Below are 24331 nucleotides of genomic sequence, written 5' to 3'. Positions count from 1 at the left end.
CAGCGCGATGGCGGTCAACAGCGCGGGGCCGATAGTCGAGGTTCTGAGCATGGTCGTGCCTTTCTCCCTTGGGGGTTCGTCATCCGCAATCGCTTGGGTGCTGCGGTGCCGGGCATGACACCATCGAAACCGCAGATGTGCAATGTCGTCTTTCCGGCGGACGGCCCGCGCCGTCGCGTCAGCCCCGCTCGCCCTCGGGCGGGACGCCGAGCACCTCGTCGGGCAGGGGATGGTCGGCATCGAGCCGGCGCAGGTCGTCGGGGTCCGAGGGGTCGATCCGCGCATCGAGCGTCCGCGCGATCTCGGACGCGGCCATCGCCGATTTCCAGGCGCGGTCCACGGGCTCGAGCGTCCAGGGGATCGCGCGCCGGGGCAGACGCGCGCGGTTGGCGAGCCGATAGAGGTGCAGCCCCGCCCGCGACACCTGCCCGTTGGCGTGATGTGCCGCCACCGGATCGTTCGCGGGATCGGGCGCGCCCAGCAGGTCGAGCACCGTGCGCAGCGTGCCCGGACCGCGTGGCGTATAACGGCGGACATGCACCCGGTCGCGGCCGAAGACGCGGCGGAACTCGGCGATGCGCGCGGCGTAATCCACCATCCGCCGGGCCACCATGTTGCGCACATGCGTCTCGAAGCCCAGCCGCGACCTTTGCGGCCCCCGGACCGATTGCGCGTAGGAGGACCGGAGATAGCTGCCCGCTGGCCGCAGAAAGATCAGTACCTCGACCCGGTTGGGCGCGAGATCGGCGGCCAGCCGCGACAGCGCGCGGATCGGAAAGGCGTCGGGGATCCAGAACGCCTCGGACGACAGAAAGGTGACGCGGGGCCGTGCCGCGTCGATCTCGCGGTGAAGCGCCTCGACCGATCCCTCCCAGTCCAGCGGCGGGGGCGGCAGCGGCGTCGGGATGGCCGGCGGGTCGGGCGTCAGGCTGCGCGCAAGCGCCAGGTGGTTCACGTCGCCCCCATAGCGCCCCGCGACCGGATAGAGCACGCCGCCCGCGCGCATCCGCGCCGCATTGCGGGCCATGACGGTCTGGACAGAGGTGGTGCCGGTCTTGTCCATGCCCGCGTGCAGAACGATGCGCGTCATCGAGAAACCTCCGATCCGGGGACACGCCCACTTTGCCACGCCGCGCGGCGTCCCGGCCGGGCGCGGTGTCGTTCGGGGGCCAGCCTAGAGGTTTACCCTGCGTCAATAAACCCCTGCCGGCCCGCGGGGGACAATCGACGGGGGGCGGGCATTAAAGCTTGCGATTCGGGGGCGTTCCGGTCAATCAAGTAAGGAGTGACGTAAGGTAATCTTGCGAGAACACTCCCGAAACGAGAGGGGAGCATGAACAACATCTCGTCAAGGCTCGGCACCCCGCCGCGGTTCTTCCCGGCCGAGATCGACCGCGCAACCGCGGACCGCGTCGAACTCGGCTCGCTCGTGTCCGACCTCTGGCGCCGCCGCAGCATGATCGTTCTCGCGGTGATCCTGGGCGGGCTGCTCGCCTATCTCGCCGTCTCGCGGATCGAGCCGGTCTATTCGGCCCGCGCGAGCTTCATGGTGGATCCCAGCCGCGTGCAGCTCTTGAATGCCGACGATGTCGTGACGAACCCCCTGCCCGACAACCGCCTCCTCGATTCGCAGGTCGCGGTGCTTCAGTCCAACTTGCTGCTCGAAGAGGTCATCGCCGGTTTCCCGTCCGATCGGCTGGCGGTGTTCGATCCGCCCGATGCCGGGCCTTCGATGCGGGACGTCGTGCGCGGGCAGATCCGCGCATTGCTGGGAATGGACGGGTCCGCCGATGCCGTGGCCGACCCTTTGCTGTCGCCCGAAGAGCGGTGGATGCGGCGCATGGTCGGCGCCTTTCGTGCGGCCACGGACGTCTGGCGCGAGGGCGAGTCCTATATCTTCAACGTTTCGGTCTCGACCGGCAATCCCGAGCTTTCGGCGCTGATGGCGAATGCGCTGGTGCGCACCTATATCGACCAGCAGGTGCGCGAACGGCGCGCCAGCGTGCGCGACGCCAATGCCTTTCTCGAGGACCGGGTGGCGATGATGTCGGCCGCCGTGCAGGAGGCCGAGGCCGCGGTCGACGAATACCGCGCCCGCGAGATCGCCGATAACGGCGTGTCCCCCGGCATCGTCGAGCAGCAGCTGCGCGATCTCAGCACCCAGCATACGCTGGCCGCCGCCGACCTCGCCGCCGCCGAGGCCCGCTATGACCAGATCACCGCCGTCATCGACGAGGGCGGCATTTCCGCCGCGGCCGATCTGCTGACCTCGCCTTTCGTCGATGCGCTGCGCACCCAGGTCTCCGAGCTGATCCGCGAAGATGCGGTGCTGGCCACGCGGGTCAGTGCTGACCATTCCAGCCGCCTCGCGATCCGCAACCAGCGCGACCTCGTCGAGACCGAGCTGAGCGCCGAGGTCACGAATATCGTCGGCACCCTTCGCAACGAGATGGACGTGGCGCGCATCCGCACCGCCAGCATCGGGCAAAGCCTTTCCGATCTCGAGGCGCGGCTGGCCGACGTGTCGCAGACCACGCTCGAGCTGCGGCAGCTCGAACGGCAGGCCGCGGCGGTGCGCGACAGCTACGGGTCGCTCCTGACGCGACTGAACGAAACCCGGCCCGTCGCCGAACTGCAAAGCGCGGGCGCGCGGGTCGTCGAGCGCGCGGTGATCCCCGGCGCGCCTTCGGGGCCGCGCAAGGGTCTGTTCACCGCGCTGGGCGCCGCGGCTGGCTTTGCCATCGCGCTGATCCTGGTGTTCCTGTCGGTCGCGTCGCGCCCCGGTTTCGCGCGGGCAGGCGAGCTCGAGCGCGCCGCCGGACTGCCGGTTCCGGCCGCGCTGCCCGGCAAGGGGCGGCGCCAGCCTCGGGCGCTGCTCGCGTCGCTGCGCAAGGCACCGCACCAACCGCTTGCCAACGGGCTTCGCCGCCTACGCGGATCGCTTTTCGCGGCGGATGGGGCGCTGGGCGCGTCGCCGGGGGGGCGGTCGCTGATGGTGACATCCTCGGTCGGGGACGAGGACGCGATTTCCGTGGCGCTCGGCCTCGCGCATCTCGAGGCCCGCGCGGGGCGGTCGGTGGTCGTGGTCGATCTCGAGCTGCACGACCCGCGGCTTGCCCGCGCATTGCAGGTCCGCCATGACCCCGGCCTTGCCGAGGTGCTGCGGGGTGCGGCCAGACCCGAGGAGGCCACGGCGCCCGTTCCCTCCGACGGGTTCCACCTGCTTGCGCTGTCCACCTCCGATCCCGACCTCGTCGACGCGGTCGATCCGGCCCGGATGGCCGATGTCATGGCAGCCCTCGGCGACCGGTTCGATCTCGTCGTGATCGTGGCCCCGCCGGTGCTGCGCGCGGTCGAGACGCTGACGCTCGCGCCGCCGGTCGACCGCACGCTGCTGGTCGTCCGCCAGAACCGGACCCCGCGCGGCGCGGTCATGGATGCGCTGCGGCTGCTGCGCGGCGCAGGGGCCGGGCCGATCCACCTTGCGCTGACCATGGCCGACGCGCGGGCCGAGGATCGCGTCCATGGCCGGGACGCGGCGCGCCGCCATGCCGCGGCCTGATCGTCGCCCGCGCATCGCGGGCCGCATCACCGCGCTGCTGGCCGCACTGCTGCTGGGGCCGGGGGCGGCCCTGGCCGAACCATATCGCCTTGTCCCCGGCGACCGGATCGAGGTCTCGATGCTGGGCGAGCCCGAGCGGATCGTGGCCGCCGTCGATATCGACGGACAGGTGCGGCTGCCCGATATTGGCGCGGTGCCTGTTGCCACCCTGACGCTGGACGAGGCGGCGGCCGCCATCGAGGTGCAGACCGAGCGGCTGGGCCAATTGCTCGAGGCGCGGGCCTCGGTCTCGATCTCGGATTACGCCGCCATCGTGATCGCGGGCGATGTCGCGCGGCCGGGGCGACAGGACTACTTGCCGGGCATGACCGTGACGACCGCGCTGGGCCTTGCGGGCGGCGGGGCGGCAGGCGCTGACGGCCTGGGACAGGAACGCGCCCGCGTCTCGGTCGCGGGCGAGCTGCAGCGCCTCAACCTCGAGATCGCGAGCCTCGTCGCCCGGCTCGGCCGGCTCGAGGCCGCGTTGGCCGACAGTGCCACGCCCGACCCGGCCGAATGGCTGATGTCAGCGATCCCCGACCCCGCGGCGATTCCGCTGGCCGACATGCTGGATGTCGAGGCACGCACCCATGCCGACCGGCGCGCGCAGCGGGACGCGCTTTTGGCCTACTGGGCCGACGAGATCGCCACCATCGAGGCGCAACAGGCGCTGTTTCGCCAGCGCATCGAACTCCACGCGCAGGTGATCGCCAATGCCGAGGCCGCGCTGGCCGCGGCGCGCGAGCTTCAGGACCGGGGGCTTCAGACGGCGGCCCGGATGGACGGTGTCGAGCAGCGGTTCATCGACGCGCAATCGCGCAGCCTTGAACTGGAATCCGCGCTGATCGCGGCCTCGCGGGCGCTGGCCGATGCCCGGCGCGCCCGGACGCGATACCTGGGCGAGGCGCGCGACGATACCCTGGCGCTGATCGGTGCGGCGCGGATGGATCTCGACCGGGCGCGGTTGCGGCATGCCGAGGCGCTACAGGATCTGGCGGTCCTGACCGGCGCGGGGGCGGTGTCGCCAGCCCTGTCCGACGTGATCGAGCTCGACTTCGCCCTCGTGTCGCCGAGGGACGGGCGGCCGGGCGGCATGGAGGTCACGCCCGACACGACGCTCTTGCCGGGCGATACGCTGATCGTCGAGGTGATCGCGCATGGATCGGTCCTGTCGGGCGGCCCCGCCCTGCCCCCGAGCCCGCCTTTGTCGCGCGTGGCCGCGCCCACCGCGGCCGCCGTGCCCGACCCCCCCGCCCCGCCCGAGATCGCGCCGCGGGCGGCCGCCGGGCCGCTCGAGCTGTATACCGGCGACCGCGCGCCGGGTCTTGCCCCGCCGCCGCGCCCCGAGACGTTCCCGCCGGGATGAGCAGCCCCCGCGCCATGATGGCCGCCCCGTCATTCACCGGGCGGCACCGCGGGCGCGTCGCGATCGTCCATTACTGGCTCGTCGGGATGCGCGGCGGCGAACGGGTGCTCGAGGCGCTGTGCCGGATGTTCCCGCAGGCCGACCTGTTCACCCATGTCGCCGACCGCGCGCAGCTCAGCGACACGATCCTCGCGCATCGCATCCTGGAGACGCGGATCGCGCGCCTGCCGATGGCACGGCGGCTCTACCAGAAATACGTCACGCTGATGCCCCGCGCCCTCGAAGAGATCGACCTGACCGGATACGATCTCGTCATCTCGTCCGAGGCCGGCCCCGCCAAGGGCGTGATCGCCCCCCCCGACGCGCCGCATCTGTGCTACTGCCATTCGCCGATGCGCTATCTGTGGGACCAGTACCACGTCTATCGCGAGGGTGCGGGGCCGGTCACGCGGGCGGTCATGCCGATGTTGGCCCACAAAATGCGGATCTGGGACGTGACCAGCGCCGCGCGGGTCGACGGTTTCGCCGCCAACTCGACCCATGTGGCGCGGCGGATCTCGAAATACTGGCGCCGCGAGGCGCGCGTCGTGCACCCGCCCGTGGCGGTCGAGGATTTCGCGCCGGTCCGCGCATCCGAGCGGGGGAATTTCTTTCTCTGGGTGGGCGAGCTGGCCCCCTACAAGCGGCCCGACCACGCCATCGCGGCCTTTCGCGCTCTCGACCTGCCGCTCGTGATGATCGGCGGCCCGGACGAGACCGCGCGCCGGCTGGCGCGGCAGGCGGGGCCGCGCACGCGGGTTCTGGGGAAACGGCCCTTTGCCGAGGTCAGGGACCATCTCGCGCGCTGCGAGGCGCTGATCTTTCCGGGCGAAGAGGATTTCGGCATGGTCCCGGTCGAGGCGATGGCCTCGGGGCGTCCCGTCATCGCGCTGGGGCGCGGCGGGGCGCTGGACACGGTGATCGACGGCGAGACCGGGCTTTTGTTCGAGGGCGGGGGGCCCGACGCGCTGGCCGGTGCGGTGCAGGAATTCCGCGACCGTGGGCTTGGTGCGCTGGACCCGACATCGCTCCAGGCGCACGCGACCGAGTTCGACGAGCCGACATTCCGCCGCGGCATCGCCGCCGCCCTCGCCGAGATCGACGGCTGAGCGGCGGGTCCGCCTAGCGTCCCGTGCGGCCCAGCACCGCCGACGCGGTGCGGAAGATGATGACGACATCCCGTGCGAGGCTCGCCTGCGTGGCGTATTGCACGTCGAGCGCCACCCGCGACGCGTAATCCACATCGTTGCGCCCCGAGACCTGCCACAGCCCCGTGATGCCGGGCCGGCAGGCGAGGTAGCACCATTCGTAGCCGCGGTATTTCTCGAGCTCCTCGCGGACCACCGGGCGCGGGCCGACGATGCTCATCTCGCCGCGCAGCACGTTCCAGAGCTGCGGCAACTCGTCGAGGCTGGTCTCGCGCAGGAATGTGCCCAGGCGGGTGATGCGGGGATCGTCGCGCAGCTTGAAATCCCGGTGCCATTCGCGCGCCGCCTCGGGGTTGTCGCGCAGATGCGCGGCAAGGACTTTCTCGGCATCGGGCACCATCGTGCGCAGCTTCCAGCAGCGAAAGACCTCGCCGTTCCGACCAAGCCTTCGGTGGCCGAAAAAGCCGGGCCCGCCATCCAGCCGGACAAGGACATAGAGAATCCCGACGATGATCGAAACGATGGGCAGGAGAAGGATCGCGAGGGCGAGATCGAACAGGCGCTTGCCCCCCGCCGAACGGGCACCTGCGACCGTATCGGCCCGCCCTTCGGACATAAAGACGCCGTATTTGTGCTGCTTCATGATGTAACGGCCTTGCATCCATATGAAAGGTGATGCCGGAAAACGGTCGGCGAACCTGTAATGATGCTCGAATGATGCCTGGGGTCCGCGCTTGCGCTGACGCGGTTGGGTTTACCTTACGTTAATTAGTATAGCGGTCAATCTGCACGTGCGCGGAATTGTCCGGTGCGCGCAGTATTTTGTATGAAAATCAGCCGGATTGCCCGAAACTGTTGCAGCGCGCATACCGGGGCGTGCGACAGGTCGCCCCGGTTTTCCCGTCATGGGCGATTCGCCCGGACCGAATGTCGGCCCCTGACCGGCCCAACCGGAGGCGTCCAGATTGCCGAACCCGCATGGCCCGGTCATCCGCTGCTTCAACGTGAAATACAGCCCCAATCTCGGGGATGGGCTGCTGTCGGAATGCCTCGAGGCCGAGCTGCGCGCCTGCGGCGCGGCCCCCGGCACCGCGTCGGTGGACCTGGCCGCGCGGACCGGCTGGGGGCAGGGCACGGCCGGGCGGGGGCTGGCCATGGCGACGCTCGATGCGCTGCCGGGGCCGCTGCGCGGCCTTGCCGTGCGGGCGCCGCTGGCCGTGCAGGCCCGACGCCGCTGGCGCCCCCATTACGCCCGCGGGCTCGACGGCGCCGATGCCGTGGCGATCGGGGGCGGCAACCTGCTGTCCGATCACGACCTCAACTTTCCCACCAAGCTCGCGCTGGCCCTGGAGACCGCTGGCGCGCGCGGCCTGCCCACCGCGATATTCGCCTGCGGCATGGCCGGCGAATGGAGCGTCGAGGGGTTGCGCCGCATCCGCACCGCCCTGCGCGCCGCACAGCCCTGCGCGGTGTTCCTGCGCGATGACGCGTCCTGCGCGCGGTGGGACGCGCTGTTGGCCGAAGCGGCGGGATGCGCGGCGCAGGTGGTGCGCGATCCGGGCCTGATGGCGCGGCACGCCTATCCCCGCACGGCGCGGGCCGAGGGCGCGGGCCGTCGCCCGCGGATCGGGCTCGGCATCATGAGCCATGTCGCCATCCGCTATCACGCGCAGGCGGGTATCGGGCCGGATGCGCTGCGGCGGTGGTATGTCGATCTGGCGACGCGGCTGACGGCGGCGGGGGCCGGGGTTACGGCGTTTACAAACGGCGCGCCCGAGGACGTGGCCCAGGCCGAGGCGTTGCGCCCGGCGCTTTCGGCGCTGCCGGGGGTCGAGATCGCCGCGCGTCCGGCCACGCCCGCCGTGCTTGCCGCGCTCATCGCGGGGTGTGACGCCATCGCGGCCTACCGGATGCACGCGGTGATCGCCGCCCATTCCTTTGCCGTGCCGGCGCTGGCGCTGGCCTGGGACGACAAGCTCGCGGCCTTCATGCAGTCGGTCGGGCGGGGCGATTGGCTTGCCGATCCCGCCTGCCTCTCGCCCGAGGCGGCGGCCCGGCGATTGCGCGACGCCGCGGCGTCCGGCCTGCCCGAGGACGAGACGGCGCGCGTCGTCGACGAGGCGCGGCGCGATGTCGGCCGGCTTTATGCCGCGCTTTGCCGCGCGCGCGAAATGGCCGCCTCGTAAAGCGCGAGCTGCGCGTCGATCCAGGCGCCGGGCGTCAGGCACAGCCCGCCCGCCCCGTCGCGGCCGCGCGCGGCCATCGCCTCGATCTCGGCGGCGGAAAGCGTGGCCATGCGCGTCAGCGTCCCGCGCAGCGCGACCGGATCGCGCGTATCGCAGGCAAGGCCAAGGCCTTTGGCCTCGATCTCGGGCGCAAGAAGGGCGGTGCGCGAGACGATCACCGGCAGGCCCGACAGCGCGGCCTCGGCCGCGACCAGCCCGAACGGCTCGGGATAGCGTGAGGGCATCACGACGGCGCGCGCCTGCGCGGCTTCGCGCGCGATGGCCGGGCGGTCGAGCCAGCCGGTAAAGCGGATGCCCGGATGGCGCGCGGCCAGCGGCGCGCGCAGCGGCCCGTCGCCGATCACGACCATCGGCACGCCGGCGGCATCGGCGGCCGCGCACAACTCTTCGACCCCCTTTTCGGCCTCGACTCTCCCGATGAACAGAAAGACGCTGTTGCGCGACGGCGTGACCGGCGCAGGGCAAAGCGCCGTGGCGGGGTTGCGCAGCGGCCTGAGCAGCCGCGCGGGATACCCTGCCTGCTCGAGCAGGGGCGCCATGCCGGGATGGATCATCAGGATGGCCGCCCACGGCGCGTGGCGCGGCAGCGCGGACCTGAGCACCGCCTGCCGCGCGACGCGCCATCCCTTCTGGGCATAGCTGCGCTTGTCGCAATTCGTGACGAGGCAGGACACCGACAGCGGCACGCGCGCGCAGGGCCGCATCGCGCGGTAATCCATGTAGCCGCCATTGGGGCAAGCGAGAAAGAAATCATGCGCGTGGAGGAACACCCGTGGCGCGACGGGACGCAGCGCGGCGAACACGCTGGGCGTCAGGGTCTTGGACCACGAATGGACGTGATAGACGGTGTCGGGGCTGTCGTGCTGCGCGATGCGGTCGCGCAGCAGCGCCAGCACCGGGCGGCTCCATAATCCGCGGGTGGCCGCGACCCATGGCCGGGCCGTCATCAGCGGATCCGTCCCCGCATGGTCGCGCGCGATGCTTTCGGGCAGGTCGCACCCCTCGCCCCGGTCGCCGGTAAAGAGGCGCGTCTCGACCCCGCGCGCGGCCAACATCCGCGCCTGCATCAGCGCGAGCCCGGTGGCGCCGCCGCGGGCCACGCTGGCATCGTTGACGATCACGACCCTGGGCATCCGGCCGGTCCTTTCCTCGGTTCAACCCCGCTCAGGGGCGTTGCAGGACGATCCTGTAGCGGGTGACATCGCCATCGGCGTTGCCGTTCGGCCCCGCGGCCAGCTCGATCCGGTCCCCGGCCGAAAGGTCCAGCACCGTGTCGAACCGGATCGGATCGTGCCCCGCGCCGCGGGCGACGGACGCGCCGTTCAGGGTGAGCCGCACGGCGATCCCGTCGGCGCTGCGCGCGGCGACGGCAAACCGCGCCGTCACGCGCACCGGCCCGTTCTCGGGCGCGATCCAGCGATGCACGATCTCGGTCTCGTGACCCCTGCGCCCGCCGGGCAAAAGCGAATCGTGGGTCAACCGGACCCGCCCCAGATCGGGATTGCCGCGATAGGGGAACCACGGCACGCCGCGCCGTTCCTGGCCGGGAAGCGTGACGAGCGGATGCTCGACCCCGTCGCGCCGCGCGAACCGCGCGAAACCGTCATCCCCCGCGCGAAGCTCGGCGCCCGCGGGAAAGGCGAACTGGTGCAGGCTGTCGGCCAGGCGCGATACCCGCGCAGGGCTGACGGCGGCCTCGACATCGTCGGCCACGAAGACCAACGGCGCCTCGGGGTCGAGCGCATGGGGCGGCGCCGACGGCGCGCCCCGCGCGTCCAGCACCACCGTGCCGGGCGTGACCGCGACCTCCCTCCGCTCGCCCCACAAAACCAGCGTATCGGCGCCGAAACGACACCCGTACGAGAACCGCCCCGGCGCGGCATCGCGGACCGCGCGCCCCTCCATCCGGGCGGCGATCAGGCGCCAGGCCTGCCCGGCCGACGTGGCCTGTCCCCCCTCGCCGTAAAGCGGCACGAGCCCGTCGCCCCGCCGGTTGAGCGGATACCACGCGGCACGCACGACACCGGCCAGCGCCATCTGGCAATAGTTGCGCAGGAAATGATCCGCGGCGGTATCGGGATCGGGGCTGCCGAACTCGGTGATCTCGATGGGCAGGTCGGCGGCCGCGGGGTGGCGGCGCAAAACCGCGACCTGCCTGCGGAACTGCTCGGCCGGGGTGGTGTAGGGATGGATCGCCAACGCATCCATCCATTCCGCCCCGCCCGCGTCGAGCACCGCCCAGAGATAGCCCGCCGCGATGGAATGTGTCGCCCCGCCCAGGATGCGCACCCCCGGACGGGCCTCGCGCGCGGCCCTGGCCGCGGCGCGCAGCAACGGGACATAGGCGCGCGCCCGGTCCAGCGGGGCCATCTCTTGCAGGGGGCCGCGCACGAAATTGACGCCGTTGAACTCGTTGCCGATCTCGAGCGCGTCGATCCCCGGAAACCGCAGGACCAGCGCCCCGGCATAGGCGCCGAACGCGGCGAGCCCGGCATCCGAATGGGGCGTTGCGCCGTCGTCATGCGCCGGGTTGCCCCAATTCAGCACCACGGTCGCCCCGATCCCCGCGCGGGCCAGCGCGTCGGGATAGCGCACGCGCGGATCGCGGAAATCGCGCAGGCCCGCCACCGGCTCGACCCGCCGCCATTCCATGCCGTCACGCAGATGCCCGACGCCCAGCCGTTCCGCGGCGGCGAGGGCCTCGGGCTGCCAGCCCTGCGACAGGTTCGACGCGGCGGCCAGCGCCGGTCCGCGGGCCGGGGTCTCGGCCCCGAGCGGCGCGCCCGCCAGCATCGAAACAAGGACCAGCCGGGCGATCATCGCCGTGGCCGACGAACGGTGCGGGCGCCGCACCTCATGCGGGCGACGCGGGCGTCGGCAGCCCCGCGCGGTCGAGCTGGGACAGCGTGCGCCGGATGACGCCCGAGGATGTGGGCAGGTAATCGAACCGCCCCTGCCGGCCCACCGGGATCACGCCGGCCGCGACGATCCGGGCGATGGCGGCGTCGCGCGTCGCGGCAAAGCCCAGCTCGTAGAGCGGATAGGCCGACTCGATCACGTCCACGCCCTCGAGCCGCAGGTCGCCCGCGAGGCCGAGCGCACCGAGATGGCGCGCGGTATCGGCAAAAGCCGCCTCGGGATCGGGTGCCGCACCGGGGGGCAGGGTGATCTCGACGGCCATGAAATCGCGCGCCCCGCGCCGCTCGGGATAGAGGCGCGAATAGACCGTCGCCCGTTTCCAGCGGCCCTCGGCGTGGAAATTGAACAGCACGTTCCCCGCGCCCTCGTGCAGCGCGCCGGCCGAGACGAAAAGCGTCATCAGGTCGAGCGCGCGCAACCCCGACGGCGTGCCGGTCGCCGCGCGGTGCAATGCGTCGATGGGCATCGCGCCCACCGCCCGCGCGGCACGGAACGTCTCGCCGCCCGCGGTCACGCACGCCCCGGAGTCCGAGATCGTCACCGCCTCGACCGGCCGGCCCAGCGCAAAGCGGACCCCGCGCGCCTCGAGCGCGGCGCGCATCGGGGTCCAGACCCGGTCGAACCCCTCGGCCGGGCGTACCCTGAGCGGCGCGCGAGGCGCGGGCGCCGGGGGGCGGGCCAGGCCCCAACCCCAGGCGGCCAGCGCACGCCAACGGGTCCGACGCTCCACGAAAGCCATGCGGTCGACGAAAAAGGCCGCGTCGATCCGTTCGGGGGCCATGCGGTTGAACCGCATCGCGTAGTGATCGAGCCCCGTCCACGCGGGCAGCGCGCGGCCCAGCCGCCGGTTCATCGCGGCGCGCAGCGTTCCGTCGTCGCGATGGCGCAGCCGGCCCGTCGCCATCTCGGCGGCGATGCGCGCCAGCCGCGCGCGGGGCCAGGCCAGCAGGTCGCGCGGCTCGAGCGGATAGTGCCGCAGGCTGCCATCGGGCGCGATGCGGCGCTGCACGCGGCGCACCGCCGGGCAGGTCTCGCGCAGCGATGGCAGAAGCGAAAAGATCGCGGCCTCCTCCTCGTAAAAGATGCTGCCCGCGTCGAAGGTATAGGGCCCGATCTCGGTCGAGCGGTGCGCGCCGCCGATCCGCGGGCTGGCGTCGATCACCGTGACCGCGCATCCCGCGCGCGCCAGACGGTCCGCCGCCGAGATCCCCGCGATCCCCGCGCCCAGCACGATGACCGCCTCGGACGGGCGGATTTGCGCCGTCGCGGCAGGGTCGGGCTGGACCGGCTGGGGATGAACGACCATCGTGGCGATACCTCTGCGCGCCGCCCCGAACGGGGCATCGGTGCCGCGACCGGACATGACGGCAACCCGCCGCGGGCGGGCCTGTCGGCATTTCCGATCTTGACGCAAGGTCACATTGCCGTCCACCCTGTTTCGCAAAGGGTCCGGCGGCGGCGTCCCCGGCCCCGACACCAGCGACGGAGCGTTCCGCGGCCATGAAGATCGCCGTCATCGTCTGCTCGGTCGGCCGGCCCGATTGCCTGCGCGACCTGATGCCGGCCCTTGCCGCGCAATCGCGCCCCGCCGATCGCGTGGTGCTTGTCGTCACGCGTCCCGAGGATGCGGGCTTTGACCCCGCGCCGCTGTTTCCGGAGCCTACGCGGGCCGAGCTGATCCTCGCGCCGCGCGGTCTTCCGCAGCAGCGCAACCGCGGGCTCGACGCCGTTTCGGGCGATTGCGACGCGGTGCTGTTTCTCGACGACGATTTCGTGCCGTCGCGCCATGCGCTGCGGGGGGTCGAGGCCGGGTTCGACGCCTGGCCCGACGTGGCGGGCATGACCGGCCGGCTGATCGCCGACGGCATCCACGGCGCGGGGTTCGACATGGCCGAGGCCGCGCGCATGGTCGCCGATCACGACGCCCGCACCCCCGCCCCGCCCGAGGGGCGCGCCCCGCGCATCCTGCGGCGGGGCATGGCGGGGCTTTACGGGTGCAACATGGCCTACCGGATGGCGGCGGTGGGCGGGGCGCGGTTCGACGAGCGGCTGCCGCTCTATGCCTGGCAGGAGGATATCGACTTTGCCGCGCGGGTGGGCCGCGCCAGCGGGGGCGACCTCGTGCGCACCGATGCCTTTTCGGGGGTCCATCGGGGGGCCAAGTCCGGGCGCGAACGGGCGGGGCGGCGGCTGGGCTACAGCCAGCTCGCGAACCCGTGGTACCTGTGGAACAAGGGCACGATGACCGCCCGCTTTGCCGGGCGGCTGGCGCTGCGCAACATGCTGGCCAATCACGCGCGATCGCTGCGCCCCGAGCCGTGGATCGACCGGGCCGGGCGCGCGCGCGGCAACTGGCTAGCGCTGTGGGACATTCTGCGCGGCCGGTCCGATCCGGGCCGGATTCTCGGGCTTTGACCGCCCCGGCCACACGCATCGCCCGCCCCGAGGCCGATATCGCCGCCCGAGCGGTGCGGATGCCCAACCTCTTTGTCATCGGGGCATCGAAATCGGGGTCCAGCGCGCTTCACGCCTATCTGCGCCACCATCCCGACATCGCCATGAGCCGCGAGAAGGAACCGTGTTTCTTCGTCGACCGGGACGAGCTGCGCGCGGCCTGGCCGATCATGGCGCGCCAGCCGTGCAGCCATGACCTGCGCGCCTATCTCGACCTCTGGTCTGCGGCCGGGGATGCGCCGTGGCGCGGCGAGGGATCGGTCTATTACTCGCAGGCGCCGCACCGCTCGGGGGTGCCCGGCCGGGTGCGCGCGGCCTGCCCCGAGGCGCGGATCGTCTATCTGGTGCGCGAGCCGGTGAGCCGCGCGATCAGCCATTTCTGGCAGCGCGCCAAGGAGTTCCAGGAGCCCCTGCCGCTCGACCGGGCGGTGCGCGAGAACCCGATCTATGTCGACACCTCGGATTATGCGCTGCAACTGGACGCGTGGCTTGCCCATTTCGACCGCGACCGCATCAAGGTCATCGTGTCGGAGGATCTGCGCGCCCGGCGGCGCGAGGTCCTTGCGGATCTGTCGGACTGGCTGGGGCTCGACCCGCACGAATACGACGCCGCGGCGCTGCGCGATGTCCACGCCTCGCCGCCGGTATCGCGGCGCGAGCGGTTCCCGCTGGTGGCGCGGATGCGCGACTCGGGGCTTTGGGCGGCAGCACGGCGCACCCTGCCTCCCGGTGCCATCGCCCGCCTGCGCAAGGCCGGCACGGTCGAGATCGACAAGGCCGCCACCGACGAGACCGACGCGCGCCGCTGGCTCGCTGCCGAACTGGCGCCGCGGACGGCGCGGTTCGAGCGGATGATGGGCGGGCCCATCGCGCAGTGGCACGCACCGCCGCGCTGAGCGTCGCGCCTACTCCGGGACCAGATCCTCGAGCACGGACCAGAGGCGGTCGCCCGCCGCCTCCCAACTCAGCGCGGCCGCGCGGGCGGTCCCGCGAGCGCGCAGCGCCGCGGCCTCGGCCGGATCGGCCAGCAGATGCGACAGCGCCGCGCGCCACGCCGCGCCGTCATTCGGATCGAGCAGCACGGCACCCGCCCCGCAGATTTCGGGCATGGCCCCGGCGCGGGCCGCGAGGACCGGCGCGCCGCATTGCATCGCCTCGACCGGGGGCAGGCCGAACCCTTCGGTCAGGGACGGAAAGAGAAAGGCCGCCGCGCCTTGGTACAGCGCGCGCAATTCGGCATCCGACACGAAACCGGTGAACACCGTCCCCTCGGGGGGGATCCAGCCGCGCGCGCGATAGACGCGGTCCGCCGGGCCGCCGGCGACGGCCAGCTTCAGCCCGCCGGGCGCGGGCGCGGCCATCGCGGCAAAGGTCATGCGGATATTCTTGTATCCCTTGCCCGATCCCAGCGCGAGAACGTAGCCGCCCGGCGCAAGCCCGTGGCGCTCCAGGATATCGGGGTCGGGCGGGGTGCCGAGCATGTGGTCGGTGCCGTTATGAACGACGGCAATCCGGTCCTCGGGCGCGACCCCGTGGGCGGCGAGCGCCTTGCGCGAATAGTCCGACACGGTCAGCACCCGTTTCGCCCGCCGCCCGATGACGGGCAACAGCATCCGGTAGGCCGCCGCCTGACGCCCCGAATAATCCTCGGGATGCATGAAGGTCTGCGCGTCATGGATCATCACGACCGAGTTTCGATGCAGCACCGGCCCGAGATTGCAGAACGATACCAGCAACGCACCGCGCGCCAACCGCGGCAGCGTCGCCATCTCCCAGCCCTGCCCGCCGCCGAAAAGCCCCGGCCGCGTCTCGGGGCGCAGGTGCTCGAAGGCCGGGTCGCGCGTCCAGGGGGCGGGGGCCAAGAGGCGCACATCGTGCCCCGCGCCCTCGGCCCGCGCGATCAGCCCGTTGGCGAAATGCGCGGCCGTGCGGTGCACGCCGTTCAGTTCCTTGCCCAGAAACTTGCCGTTGATGACGATGCGTCCCATTCTGCCCCCGCTCAGCCAGAGAACACGCCGAGGGTGAAAACCCGCAGCGCCCGTCCCGCGAACAGCGTCGGCACGGCCAGCACCGCCGCCAACGCCATGCCCGCCCAGATCTCGGCCACCGGCGACAGCCCCGCCGCGGCACCGATCCACACCACCCCCAGTTCGAGCACCGCGCCATAGGTCAGCGCCAGCGCCCCCGCGACGGCAAAGGCGCGCACCGCTCCGCCGATGCGCATTCCCGTGCGGCGGCGCAGCCACCACAGCCCCGCAAAGGTCAGCACCATCGTCGCCGCCGCCTGCCCCCAGGCGACCGCCACCAGTCCGAAGGGCGCGGCCCCGAAGGTGGCCGCGACGCTGACGACCATCGACAGGGTGGCAAAGCTCATCACCGCCCCGGTGCGGCCCGCCGCCGCTAGCGCCGGGGCGATCAGGACCGATCCGGTCTTGACCGCGGCGCGGACCGCGATGGCATAGGCCACGGCGACGGCCGCGAGATAGGCGGGGTCGAAAAACGCCGTCACGACATCGTCGACGAGCACCACGATCACGGCCGCGACCCCTCCGGTCAAAAGGGTGATCGTGCCGGTAAAGCGGCGCAGCACGGCCGCGAGGTCGCCATCGGCCCGTGCCGCGGCGCCGAACTGGGTCAGGGCGAAAGCCTGCATCGTGCTGGTGACGATATCGGTCGCGGCGGTCGCGATGCGGCTTCCGAACCGGTAAAGCCCCGCCTCGGCGGTGCTGAACATCAGCCCCAGCAGCAGGTCGGCGGAATAGCGTGACAGGAACTCCATCCCCTTGGCGCCGTAAAGCCCGCTTGCAAAACGCATCGCCCGCCGCGCGAGGGCCGGGTCGAACCGCAGATGCGGCCGGTCCGGCGACACGGCGAAATAGAGGACGAGCCCGACAAGGACACGCAGGTAGCGAAACGCCACCAGCGCCATGACCGATTGCCACGACCACAGCAGCACCGCCCCACCGACCAGCGCGGCGAGGTTCTGCGCGAACATGATGACGTAATGCGCCCGCATCGCACGCCGCCGCAGCAAGGCCGCCGTGTACCATGCGCTCACGGCGGCAAGCGGCTGGGCCGCGATCAGCAACAGCAGCACCGGCCCCAGCGCGGGGGCGTCGAAGACCCGCGCCAGCATCGGCGCGGCCAGCGCGATCAGCCCGGATGCCCCCGAGGCCAGCCCGACGATCAGCCAGAAGCTCGTCGACAGGACCGCGTCATCCTCGGCCTTGTCGTTGATGATGAAGTGATAGAACCCCGTATATGTCATCATCTGGATGAACATCACGAAGACCACCGACAGGGTGTAGACCCCGTATTCAGCCGGCAGCAGGAACCGCGCCGCCAAAAGCGTGATGACAAAGGCCGAGACCTGCTGGGTCGCGCGGGCAGAAAAGGCGAAGCCCGCCATGCCCGCCCGCCGCAGACGGGGCGAGACCGCTCTTCGAGGGGGATCGTCGAGCAAGCAGTTACCTCTGGTTGACGTAAGGGCACTATGCACCGCGGCGATCCTGTCGTAAAATGCTAATGACGCCCCCGGCGGCATCGGGCGGCCGGACCGCCCCGCCCGGCAGGAACGGAGACGCGATGCAGTTCGTCCCGAGCACGGCAATCGTCCTCGCCGTCGCGCTGGCCATGATCCTGCGCGGGCCGGATCGGGGGCTGTCGCTTTTGTTCGCGATGCTGCCCTTCGGTATGATGGCCGCGATCAACCTGCCCGCGGTCGGCGGAACCTCGATCGTGGCGGCCGATCTCGCGGTGGTCACGCTGGTCCTGCTGGTTCTCGCCCGGCCCGGCGGCACGGTGGACTTGGCCCGCACGATGCTGATCGAGCGGACGGGCGTCGTCCTCTCGGCCGTTCTGCTTTATGCCATCATCGCCACGCTGTTCCTGCCGCGCGTCTTTGCCGGCGCGATCGAGGTGTTCAGCATCGGGCGGGGCGACGGCATCATCAGCCGGCCGCTGCGCCCCGGCAATGGCAACCTCTCGCAGCTTTTGCGGCTGATGCTCAGCATCGCGGCCTTTGCGGCGGTGGCGGCGGTTCTGACGCGGCGCCCGGATGCGCGCGCGGTGTTGCGCGGCGTGCAACTGGCCACCGGCGTGCATGTCGCGCTGGGCCTCGTCGATATCGCGACCAATGCCGCGGGGCTCGCCTTTCTGCTCGATCCGATCCGCACGGCGAATTACTCGCTGACGCTGGGCCAGAAGATGGCGGGGCTGAACCGGATGATCGGCGGCTTTCCCGAGGCGTCGGCCTATGGCTATCTCTCGCTGGGGCTGTTCGGGTTCTGGCTGAGCTACTGGTTCACCGACGACGGACGCCGCGGGCGGAGCGGCGTCTGGCTGGCCCTGACGACCTTCGTCCTTTTGCGCGGAACGTCCTCGTCGGCCTATGTCGGGGCGGCGCTGTTGCTGGGAGTCTTTGTGGCGATCCAGCTTCGCGGGGCCGATTTCGGTGCGTTGCGTCTGCGCGCGGCGGGCATCGCGGTGATCGCCGTCGCCGTGCTGCCGCTCGCGGTCGCGGGGATGCTGGCGCTTTATGTCATGGTGCCCGATGTCGCGGCCTTCATCGACCGGTCGCTGCTCGACAAGTTGCAGACCTCGTCGGGGGTCGAGCGGATGAGCTGGAACGCGCAGGCCTTCGGCAATTTCCTCGACACCAACCTGATGGGTGCCGGGCTGGGATCGGTTCGGGCGTCCAACTGGCTGATCTCGACGCTGGCCACGCTGGGCGTGATCGGCACCGCGCTGATGCTGATGTTTCTGTGGCGGGTGGCCACGCTGCCGACGGCCGACATGGATCGCGACGCAGGCCGGGTCGCGGTCGCGTGCAAGTTCGCCTGCGCCGGGTTCCTCGCACGGGCGCTGGTGGTCAAGGCGACGCCGAACCTCGAGATCGCGTTCTTCGTCATGGCCGGAGCGGCAGTGGGATTGTGTTCCGCCGCGGCATGGGCCCGCGCGCCGGCATCGACGCCCCGCCTCGGCGCCCCGGCATGAGCGGTCCGGTCCGCACGACGCGCGAAGGCCTCAAGAGGCTGGCGGGGCGGGCCGTTGCGGCTGCGGCGCCGCAATGCCGGTTCGACCGCTGCATCTTCGTGCTGGCCCATATGCGCTGCGGATCGACAGCGCTGTCGAACGTTCTGTGCTCGCGTCCCGATATTTCGGGCTATGGCGAGGCGCATCTGCGCTATGACGGGCGGGGCGCGCTGGGGCGGCTGATCGTGAACCAGGTGCGGCGCGGGGGCTGGACGCCCGGCGCGGCGCATCTGTTCGACAAGATCCTCCATTCGCGCCATGACCGCGACCCGGACCCGCGGTTCTTCGAGGCGCGCGCGATCTTTGTCGCACGGCATCCCGGCCCGACGATCCGTTCGATCCGGCGGCTGTTCGACACGCTTGGGGGGCGCGACTATGCCACCGACGACGCCGCCGCGCGCTATTACGTCGAACGGCTCGCCGCGCTGGCGCGGCTATGGGAGGGGTTTGCGCCCGAGCGGCGCGTGGGGCTGACCCATGACGCGCTGATCGCGGACCCCGACGCGGCGCTGGCGCGGATCTCGGGGGCGCTGCGGATCGACCCGCCGCTGGCCAACCGCTATGTCAGCCCGGCCGCGTCGCGTCGGCGCGGCGGGGGTGATCCGTTGGAAAGCGGCCGCCGAACCGCCATCGAGGCCCGTCCACCCACCGACCCGGATCGCGAGATGCCCGACGCCGTGCCCGAGACGCTGCGGATCGCGGCGGCAGACGCCTACGCGCGGTTCAGGGGCATGATCGCGACGGAGGCGGACGACGGACGGTGATTCCTATCGCCGCCTGAGCGCCCATGCCGCGGCCAGCACAACGAGGGCAAAGACGGCACCCGTCGCGCCATAGACCGGAATCGCCCAGATCAGCGGCAGACCGTAGCCAAGGACAAGCACGGCCGTCACCGCCCCGGCCCCCAGAACGGCGACCAGGATGACGCCCAGCGCGATGGGGGGGCGGCGGCGGTGCTTGGGGGGGCGGTTCCGGTGTTTCGACACGCTGTCCTCGATCCCGCGATCCGTTAGGGGGCCCGTCATTGTCCTGCTTGTCAGGGATTAAGCCCCTTGTGGGGCCGGATCGGCCGGCATGTCCAGCGTCGCGGCGGCATCGGCGCGAAACTGCCCATTCCGCCGGGCCACGGTCAGGCAATCGCGCCGCACTTTGTCTCAGATCGCGGTCGAGCGTGCCCCCAGATCGGCGGCCGCGCGCAGGATGCGCGCCCGCTGGCGCAGGAACCGCAGCCCGTTCGCCCGGTAGATCGCGTCGAACGGCGGCCCGCCCGCCCGGCCCGGCGGGCCGATCAGCGCGGCGATCCGCGCAACCGCCCGGTACTCGATCCCGTCGCTGCGCCACGGTTTCGGGTCGGTGAACTTTTTCGGCCCGGTATAATGGCGCGCCCGCGCCTCGCGCCACGGCTTGGTGAAACGCATCGAGGACTGCACGTTCCAGCCGCCGGGCAGGACGTGCCAGCGGCCTTCGAAAAGCATGTTCCAGACGCATTGATCGTTGGTGCGGCAGACTGCCTTGTAATCGCAACGCGCCTGGTGCGCTTGGATCGCCGCCTCGTAGGGGGCGCGCAATTCCTCCATGTCGAGCGCCTCGGCGTCGAACAGCATAAGCCCGCTGTTGAAATACAGCGGCGACCGGCCATGCGCGCGACAGTTCCGCACAAAGGCCGGATCGGTGATCGCCCCCGCCTCGGCGACGTCGAAACACGCCCCGAGCGGCTGCCCCCCGAGGTCGACCTCGTGGGCGGGCATGTCTCGCAGGAACAGGAAATCGGTGTCGGAATAGAGCACGCGGCGATAGCGCCCGGTCAGCGGCGCGACGGCCGCGAACTTGAGGAATTGCGCCGCCGAGATATGCGCGGCCGATTTCAGCCCCGCATAGCCCGAGGATGACAAGGCCGGGGTGTGAAACGCGATCCCCCGTTCGGCACAGAGCGCACGCAAGGGGTCGTCGGACGGCAGGGCGAACCCGTCGCAGGCAAGGTGGATATCGCAGGGCCAGCCCTGGGTCAGCGCGAAGGAGGCCACGGAAAACCGCGCCAGATCGCGGCCGCGTTCGTCGGTCACGAACACGGCGGCGGTGGTCGCGCGCGGCGTCACGTCTTGCCGCCGGCTTGATCGGTATCGCGCGACCGGCGCAGCCTGTCGCCCAGCGCGCTGACCGCCTCTTCGCCCAGGAGCCGCCCGGCGATGCGACGCGCGGCAAGCTTGCCCCGGCGGGGCAGGTCGAGCGCGCGATAGGCGGCCTGTCGCCGCGCCTGCCGCGCGAGATAGGCGCCGGTATGGGTGGTCTTTAGCCGCCAGGTGGCGGTGCACAGCACGGGCCGGTCGGTCGCCTCGGCGATCGCGACGGCCTGCCCGATCTCGCTTTCGATGAACAGAAGGGCCGAGCTTCGGCGGTATGTCTCGGCCTTGAAGGCCGACAGGTCCGCCTCGGCCCGCGCCTCGGCGTCCGGCAGATCGAGCATGTGCAGCGCATCGTATACGACCCCGTGCCGGGCCAGCCATGCCTCGGTCTCGGGGCGGTATTTCTCCAGCCGGTTGGTGACGAGCGCGGCGACGCGCTTGCTCGGCAGCAAAAGCGGCGGCGTCTCCGACAGGAAGCGGCGGTAGTTCGGGCCGTCGTCGTTCTCGACCGCCAGCGGATCGCGGCACAGCACGCCGTCGATGTCGATCATGCACCGCCCGAGCGCATCGTGGTGGAGAAAGTTCCACTGGAACATCCGGGGCTGCGGAACGGCGGCAAAGACGGTGTCGGCCTCTGGATGGCTCGCCGCTTCGCCATAGACGGCGGCAAAGGTGACGGGCCCGAGCCCCGCGATCCCGGCGATCGTGGCGCGCGCCTCGCGCAGCGACAGCCCCGTCGATACCGAGTCGTCGAGGACGAGCACCCTGGGCGGTCCGTCCACCTCGGCCGAGCGGGTGCGGACCTGTTTCGTCTTGCCGGTGCCAAAGACATGGCCCGCCGCGAGTCCGTCGATGCTGGCCAGCGGCACGTTGAGGATGATGCTCGCGATGCCCGCGGCCAGCAGGCCGCTGCGCGGGACGCCGACGACGAGATCGGGCCTGTCGGGCAACATCGACAGGCCGCGGGCGACATCGTCATGCAGATCCGCATAAGACCGGAAGTGCATCGTCAGGACCGCCTTTCGCTGGATGACGTAGCGTCACACGGCGCGGCTTGCGAGGTCAAGCCGCATCCTCCCGCCCGATCCGCGCTTGGAGGGTCGGCGCCCGCGTGCAAGGCTCGGCCCGGCCATTCCGGCCGCCAACCCGACAAAGGCCCCAGCCCTCATGCCCGACGCATCGACCATCGCGCTTTTCGTTTCGGCCAGCATCGTGCTGCTGATCGTCCCCGGACCGACCATCGCGTTGGTGATTCTGCGGTCACTGTCGGACGGGCGGCGCAACGCGCTGCCGTTGGTGCTGGGCGTGGGGCTCGGCGACCTGGTGGCGGCCAGCATCGCGCTGGCCGGGGCGGGGGCGCTGCTCGCCGCCTCGGCCGCGGCCTTTACCGCGGTCAAGCTGATCGGGGCGTGCTACCTCGTCTGGCTCGGAATCAAGCTGTTCCGCGCGATGCCGGCACCCCCGCAAGCGGATGGCGCCGCGCCTGTCGGATCGGCCGGGGCCGCGTTCCGCGACGGGTTTCTCGTCACCGTCTTCAACCCCAAGGGCATCCTGTTCTTCATCGCCTTCGTGCCGCAATTCATCCGGCCCGATGCAGGCTATCTCAGGCAGGCGGCATTCTTCGTACTGGTCTTTACCGCGCTGGCGCTGGCCAATGGCGCGGCCTACGCGGTGGGGGCCGATGCGATGCGGCGGGTGATCGGGCGCGCGGATGTGCTGCGCTGGATGAACCGGGCCGGGGGTGCCGCCATCGCCGCCGCCGGCATCGCGGCGCTGTTCACCCGCCGCCCCGCGCTCTAGGCGCAGCCGGTTCTGCGGTCGACGCCACCGGCCGGGTCTGGCAATCTGCACGGCCAGGGCACGCCCGTCGGACAGGAACGCGCAGCATGACGATGCGACACGCCAAGGCAGCACCGCCGCCCGCCCGGCACCCCCACCCCGGCCAAGGGCCGCGCCCATGAACATGCCGGCCTTCCGCACGGCGATGGCCGTGATCGGCATCGCGATCCTGTTTCTCGCCGCGCATGAGCTGGTCGTCGTGCTGTTGCTGGTGTTCGCTGCGATCCTGCTGGCCGTGTTCCTGCGCAATCTCGGCGTCTTCGTTGCGCGCCATACGCCGCTGTCGCCGAACGTGGGGGTGGGCGTCGTCTGCCTGCTGCTGATCGCGCTGGTCTCGGGCTTTTTCTGGTCCGAGGGGCCGCGCATGGCCGACCGCCTTTCAAAGGTGATCGAGCTTTTGCCCGGCGCCGTGGCCGAGGTCAGGTCCGCGATCAACGCGACCGAATGGGGGGCCTATGTGTTCGACAATTCGCCCGAGCTTTCCGACAGCACGGATTTCTCGGTCACGGGCGCGCTGGGCGGCACGCTGTCGCGCGCGGTCGGCGTCATCGCCAATACCATCGTCGTGCTGTCGGTGGGCATCTATCTCGCGCTCGATCCCCGGCTCTACCATCGCGGCGCGCTGCAACTCGTGCCGGTGCGCCACCGCGAACGCGCGGCGGATGTGCTCGAGTCCATCGGCACAGGCCTGTGGAAATGGCTCATCGGGCAGATCTTCGACATGATCGCGGTGGGGGTGATGATCGGCGCGGGGCTCTGGCTTCTGGATATCCCGCTTGCGATCGCGCTGGGCGTGATCGCGGGGCTGACGAACTTCATCCCCATCCTCGGGCCGTTCCTCGGCGGTGCGCCGGCGGTCCTGCTGGCCTTTACCCAAAGCCCGATGGACGCCGTCTATGTCACGATCCTGATCGTCGTCGTGCAGCAGATCGACGGGCAGGTGCTGATGCCGCTCATCCAGCAACGCGCGACATCGCTGCCCCCGGCGCTGACCGTGCTGGCCGTGGTCGTCGGCGGCATCCTGTTCGGGTTCCTGGGCGTTCTGCTGGCCACGCCGATGCTGATCGTCATCCTGATCGCGGTGCGCATGATCTATGTGAACGACGTTCTGGACGGCGACGCCCGCGACGGGGCGTAGGGGGCGGGCGCGCCGCGCGGACCGTCGGAAAAGGCACCCCGCCCGAGCGGTTACGGGCGAGGTGCGGGGTTTCAGTCGTCCCAGGACGGGAGCTGGCCCAGTTGATCCTCGGTGAGGCTGGTCGAGAAGTTGCCGTTCTCGTAGGTCATGTCCTCGAGCATGATGACAACGTCGTCATCGCCGATATCGAGAAAGCCGCCGAACTCGATCGCGGCCGCGACCGGGGTGCCGGTCTCGTCGACGAGGATCTCTTCGACTTCGCCGATCTTGTTGCCTTCCGGGCCATAGAGATCGGCATCGTCGATGGACCGAAGATTGCTGATGTCCATCGTCTGCGCCGAGACGGCGCCGCCGATCATCAGTGCTGCCATGAGCGGAATACCTGTGCGAAACATGAAACCTCCTGTTTCCTTGGTGGGTCTCA

The 24331-nt window shown here is 71.0% G+C and carries 21 protein-coding genes; 10 read left to right on the top strand and 11 right to left on the bottom strand.

The features are described from left to right. Nucleotides 1-178: 178 nt before the first annotated feature. A complete protein-coding gene (locus E2L08_RS07215; protein WP_133396397.1) occupies nucleotides 179-1090 on the bottom strand; it encodes a hypothetical protein in 912 nt (303 codons plus the stop codon). Between the two features lie 243 nt (nucleotides 1091-1333). Here E2L08_RS07215 and E2L08_RS07210 point away from each other — a divergent pair, with 243 nt between their 5' ends. Genes E2L08_RS07210 through E2L08_RS07200 form a run of 3 tightly spaced genes read left to right on the top strand, consistent with a single transcriptional unit; the run spans nucleotide 1334 to nucleotide 6115 of the window. Beyond that, nucleotides 1334-3562: a GumC family protein gene (locus E2L08_RS07210; RefSeq protein WP_133396396.1), complete on the top strand. Its 2229-nt coding sequence runs from the start codon at nucleotides 1334-1336 to the stop codon at nucleotides 3560-3562. Beyond that, nucleotides 3525-4967 (top strand): polysaccharide biosynthesis/export family protein, encoded by a 1443-nt coding sequence (locus tag E2L08_RS07205; RefSeq protein ID WP_133396395.1) that lies wholly within the window; start codon nucleotides 3525-3527, stop codon nucleotides 4965-4967. The genes E2L08_RS07210 and E2L08_RS07205 overlap by 38 nt, the downstream gene beginning before the upstream one ends. After that, a complete protein-coding gene (locus E2L08_RS07200; protein WP_240758149.1) occupies nucleotides 4964-6115 on the top strand; it encodes a glycosyltransferase in 1152 nt (383 codons plus the stop codon). Before E2L08_RS07205 ends, E2L08_RS07200 begins: the two co-directional genes overlap by 4 nt. A 13-nt stretch (nucleotides 6116-6128) precedes the next feature. Here the strand turns inward: E2L08_RS07200 and E2L08_RS07195 are convergent, their stop codons facing one another. Next, entirely contained in the window at nucleotides 6129-6770 is a 642-nt protein-coding gene (locus tag E2L08_RS07195; RefSeq protein WP_206076987.1) for a sugar transferase, read from the bottom strand. 349 nt (nucleotides 6771-7119) lie between these two features. Here E2L08_RS07195 and E2L08_RS07190 point away from each other — a divergent pair, with 349 nt between their 5' ends. After that, a complete protein-coding gene (locus tag E2L08_RS07190) occupies nucleotides 7120-8340 on the top strand; it encodes a polysaccharide pyruvyl transferase family protein (protein WP_133396393.1) in 1221 nt (406 codons plus the stop codon). On the opposite strand, the gene E2L08_RS07185 is transcribed toward E2L08_RS07190, so the two are convergent. Genes E2L08_RS07185 through E2L08_RS17125 form a run of 3 tightly spaced genes read right to left on the bottom strand, consistent with a single transcriptional unit; the run spans nucleotide 8298 to nucleotide 12682 of the window. After that, nucleotides 8298-9533, bottom strand: coding sequence for a glycosyltransferase family 4 protein (locus E2L08_RS07185; RefSeq protein WP_133396392.1), 1236 nt, complete (start codon nucleotides 9531-9533; stop codon nucleotides 8298-8300). The two genes, E2L08_RS07190 and E2L08_RS07185, sit on opposite strands and share 43 nt — an antisense overlap. A gap of 31 nt (nucleotides 9534-9564) precedes the next feature. Further along, nucleotides 9565-11220: a glycoside hydrolase family protein gene (locus tag E2L08_RS07180; protein ID WP_168771074.1), complete on the bottom strand. Its 1656-nt coding sequence runs from the start codon at nucleotides 11218-11220 to the stop codon at nucleotides 9565-9567. 34 nt (nucleotides 11221-11254) lie between these two features. Beyond that, nucleotides 11255-12682: an FAD-dependent oxidoreductase gene (locus tag E2L08_RS17125; RefSeq protein ID WP_133396390.1), complete on the bottom strand. Its 1428-nt coding sequence runs from the start codon at nucleotides 12680-12682 to the stop codon at nucleotides 11255-11257. A gap of 137 nt (nucleotides 12683-12819) precedes the next feature. Here E2L08_RS17125 and E2L08_RS07170 point away from each other — a divergent pair, with 137 nt between their 5' ends. Both E2L08_RS07170 and E2L08_RS07165 read left to right on the top strand, forming a co-directional pair. Further along, a complete protein-coding gene (locus E2L08_RS07170) occupies nucleotides 12820-13734 on the top strand; it encodes a glycosyltransferase family 2 protein (protein WP_133396389.1) in 915 nt (304 codons plus the stop codon). Beyond that, nucleotides 13731-14669 carry a sulfotransferase family protein gene (locus E2L08_RS07165; RefSeq protein WP_206076983.1) on the top strand — a complete coding sequence of 313 codons (939 nt, stop codon included), beginning with the start codon at nucleotides 13731-13733 and terminating at the stop codon, nucleotides 14667-14669. The genes E2L08_RS07170 and E2L08_RS07165 overlap by 4 nt, the downstream gene beginning before the upstream one ends. Nucleotides 14670-14678: 9 nt before the next feature. Here the strand turns inward: E2L08_RS07165 and E2L08_RS07160 are convergent, their stop codons facing one another. Beyond that, nucleotides 14679-15761: a glycosyltransferase family 4 protein gene (locus E2L08_RS07160; RefSeq protein WP_133396388.1), complete on the bottom strand. Its 1083-nt coding sequence runs from the start codon at nucleotides 15759-15761 to the stop codon at nucleotides 14679-14681. Between the two features lie 11 nt (nucleotides 15762-15772). Further along, on the bottom strand, nucleotides 15773-17182 hold the full coding sequence (locus tag E2L08_RS07155; protein ID WP_240758148.1) for an oligosaccharide flippase family protein: 1410 nt from the start codon (nucleotides 17180-17182) through the stop codon (nucleotides 15773-15775). Nucleotides 17183-17358: 176 nt separating this feature from the next. Here E2L08_RS07155 and E2L08_RS07150 point away from each other — a divergent pair, with 176 nt between their 5' ends. Together E2L08_RS07150 and E2L08_RS07145 are read left to right on the top strand one after the other, a co-directional pair. Continuing rightward, a complete protein-coding gene (locus E2L08_RS07150) occupies nucleotides 17359-18768 on the top strand; it encodes a hypothetical protein (protein ID WP_133396386.1) in 1410 nt (469 codons plus the stop codon). Continuing rightward, complete coding sequence (locus E2L08_RS07145) at nucleotides 18765-19571, top strand: sulfotransferase family protein (RefSeq protein WP_133396385.1); 807 nt, start codon at nucleotides 18765-18767, stop codon at nucleotides 19569-19571. The genes E2L08_RS07150 and E2L08_RS07145 overlap by 4 nt, the downstream gene beginning before the upstream one ends. A 3-nt stretch (nucleotides 19572-19574) precedes the next feature. On the opposite strand, the gene E2L08_RS07140 is transcribed toward E2L08_RS07145, so the two are convergent. The 3 genes from E2L08_RS07140 to E2L08_RS07130 form a co-directional block, all read right to left on the bottom strand. Next, nucleotides 19575-19832: a hypothetical protein gene (locus E2L08_RS07140; RefSeq protein ID WP_133396384.1), complete on the bottom strand. Its 258-nt coding sequence runs from the start codon at nucleotides 19830-19832 to the stop codon at nucleotides 19575-19577. 129 nt (nucleotides 19833-19961) lie between these two features. Continuing rightward, nucleotides 19962-20903: a glycosyltransferase family 8 protein gene (locus tag E2L08_RS07135; RefSeq protein ID WP_133396383.1), complete on the bottom strand. Its 942-nt coding sequence runs from the start codon at nucleotides 20901-20903 to the stop codon at nucleotides 19962-19964. Then, nucleotides 20900-21937: a phosphoribosyltransferase family protein gene (locus E2L08_RS07130; RefSeq protein WP_133396382.1), complete on the bottom strand. Its 1038-nt coding sequence runs from the start codon at nucleotides 21935-21937 to the stop codon at nucleotides 20900-20902. The genes E2L08_RS07135 and E2L08_RS07130 overlap by 4 nt, the downstream gene beginning before the upstream one ends. Before the next feature lie 160 nt (nucleotides 21938-22097). Here E2L08_RS07130 and E2L08_RS07125 point away from each other — a divergent pair, with 160 nt between their 5' ends. After that, nucleotides 22098-22730 carry a LysE family translocator gene (locus E2L08_RS07125; RefSeq protein WP_133396381.1) on the top strand — a complete coding sequence of 211 codons (633 nt, stop codon included), beginning with the start codon at nucleotides 22098-22100 and terminating at the stop codon, nucleotides 22728-22730. Nucleotides 22731-22887: 157 nt separating this feature from the next. Then, nucleotides 22888-23907: an AI-2E family transporter gene (locus tag E2L08_RS07120; protein ID WP_133396380.1), complete on the top strand. Its 1020-nt coding sequence runs from the start codon at nucleotides 22888-22890 to the stop codon at nucleotides 23905-23907. A gap of 71 nt (nucleotides 23908-23978) precedes the next feature. Here E2L08_RS07120 and E2L08_RS07115 read toward each other — a convergent pair whose 3' ends face one another. Further along, on the bottom strand, nucleotides 23979-24278 hold the full coding sequence (locus E2L08_RS07115; RefSeq protein ID WP_240758147.1) for a PRC-barrel domain-containing protein: 300 nt from the start codon (nucleotides 24276-24278) through the stop codon (nucleotides 23979-23981). Nucleotides 24279-24331: the final 53 nt, after the last annotated feature.

The organism is Palleronia sediminis (assembly GCF_004358695.1).
Classification (GTDB): Bacteria; Pseudomonadota; Alphaproteobacteria; order Rhodobacterales; family Rhodobacteraceae; genus Palleronia; species Palleronia sediminis.
Note: the sequence above shows the minus strand (reverse complement) of the source record. Positions and strands in the feature narration are given on the sequence as shown.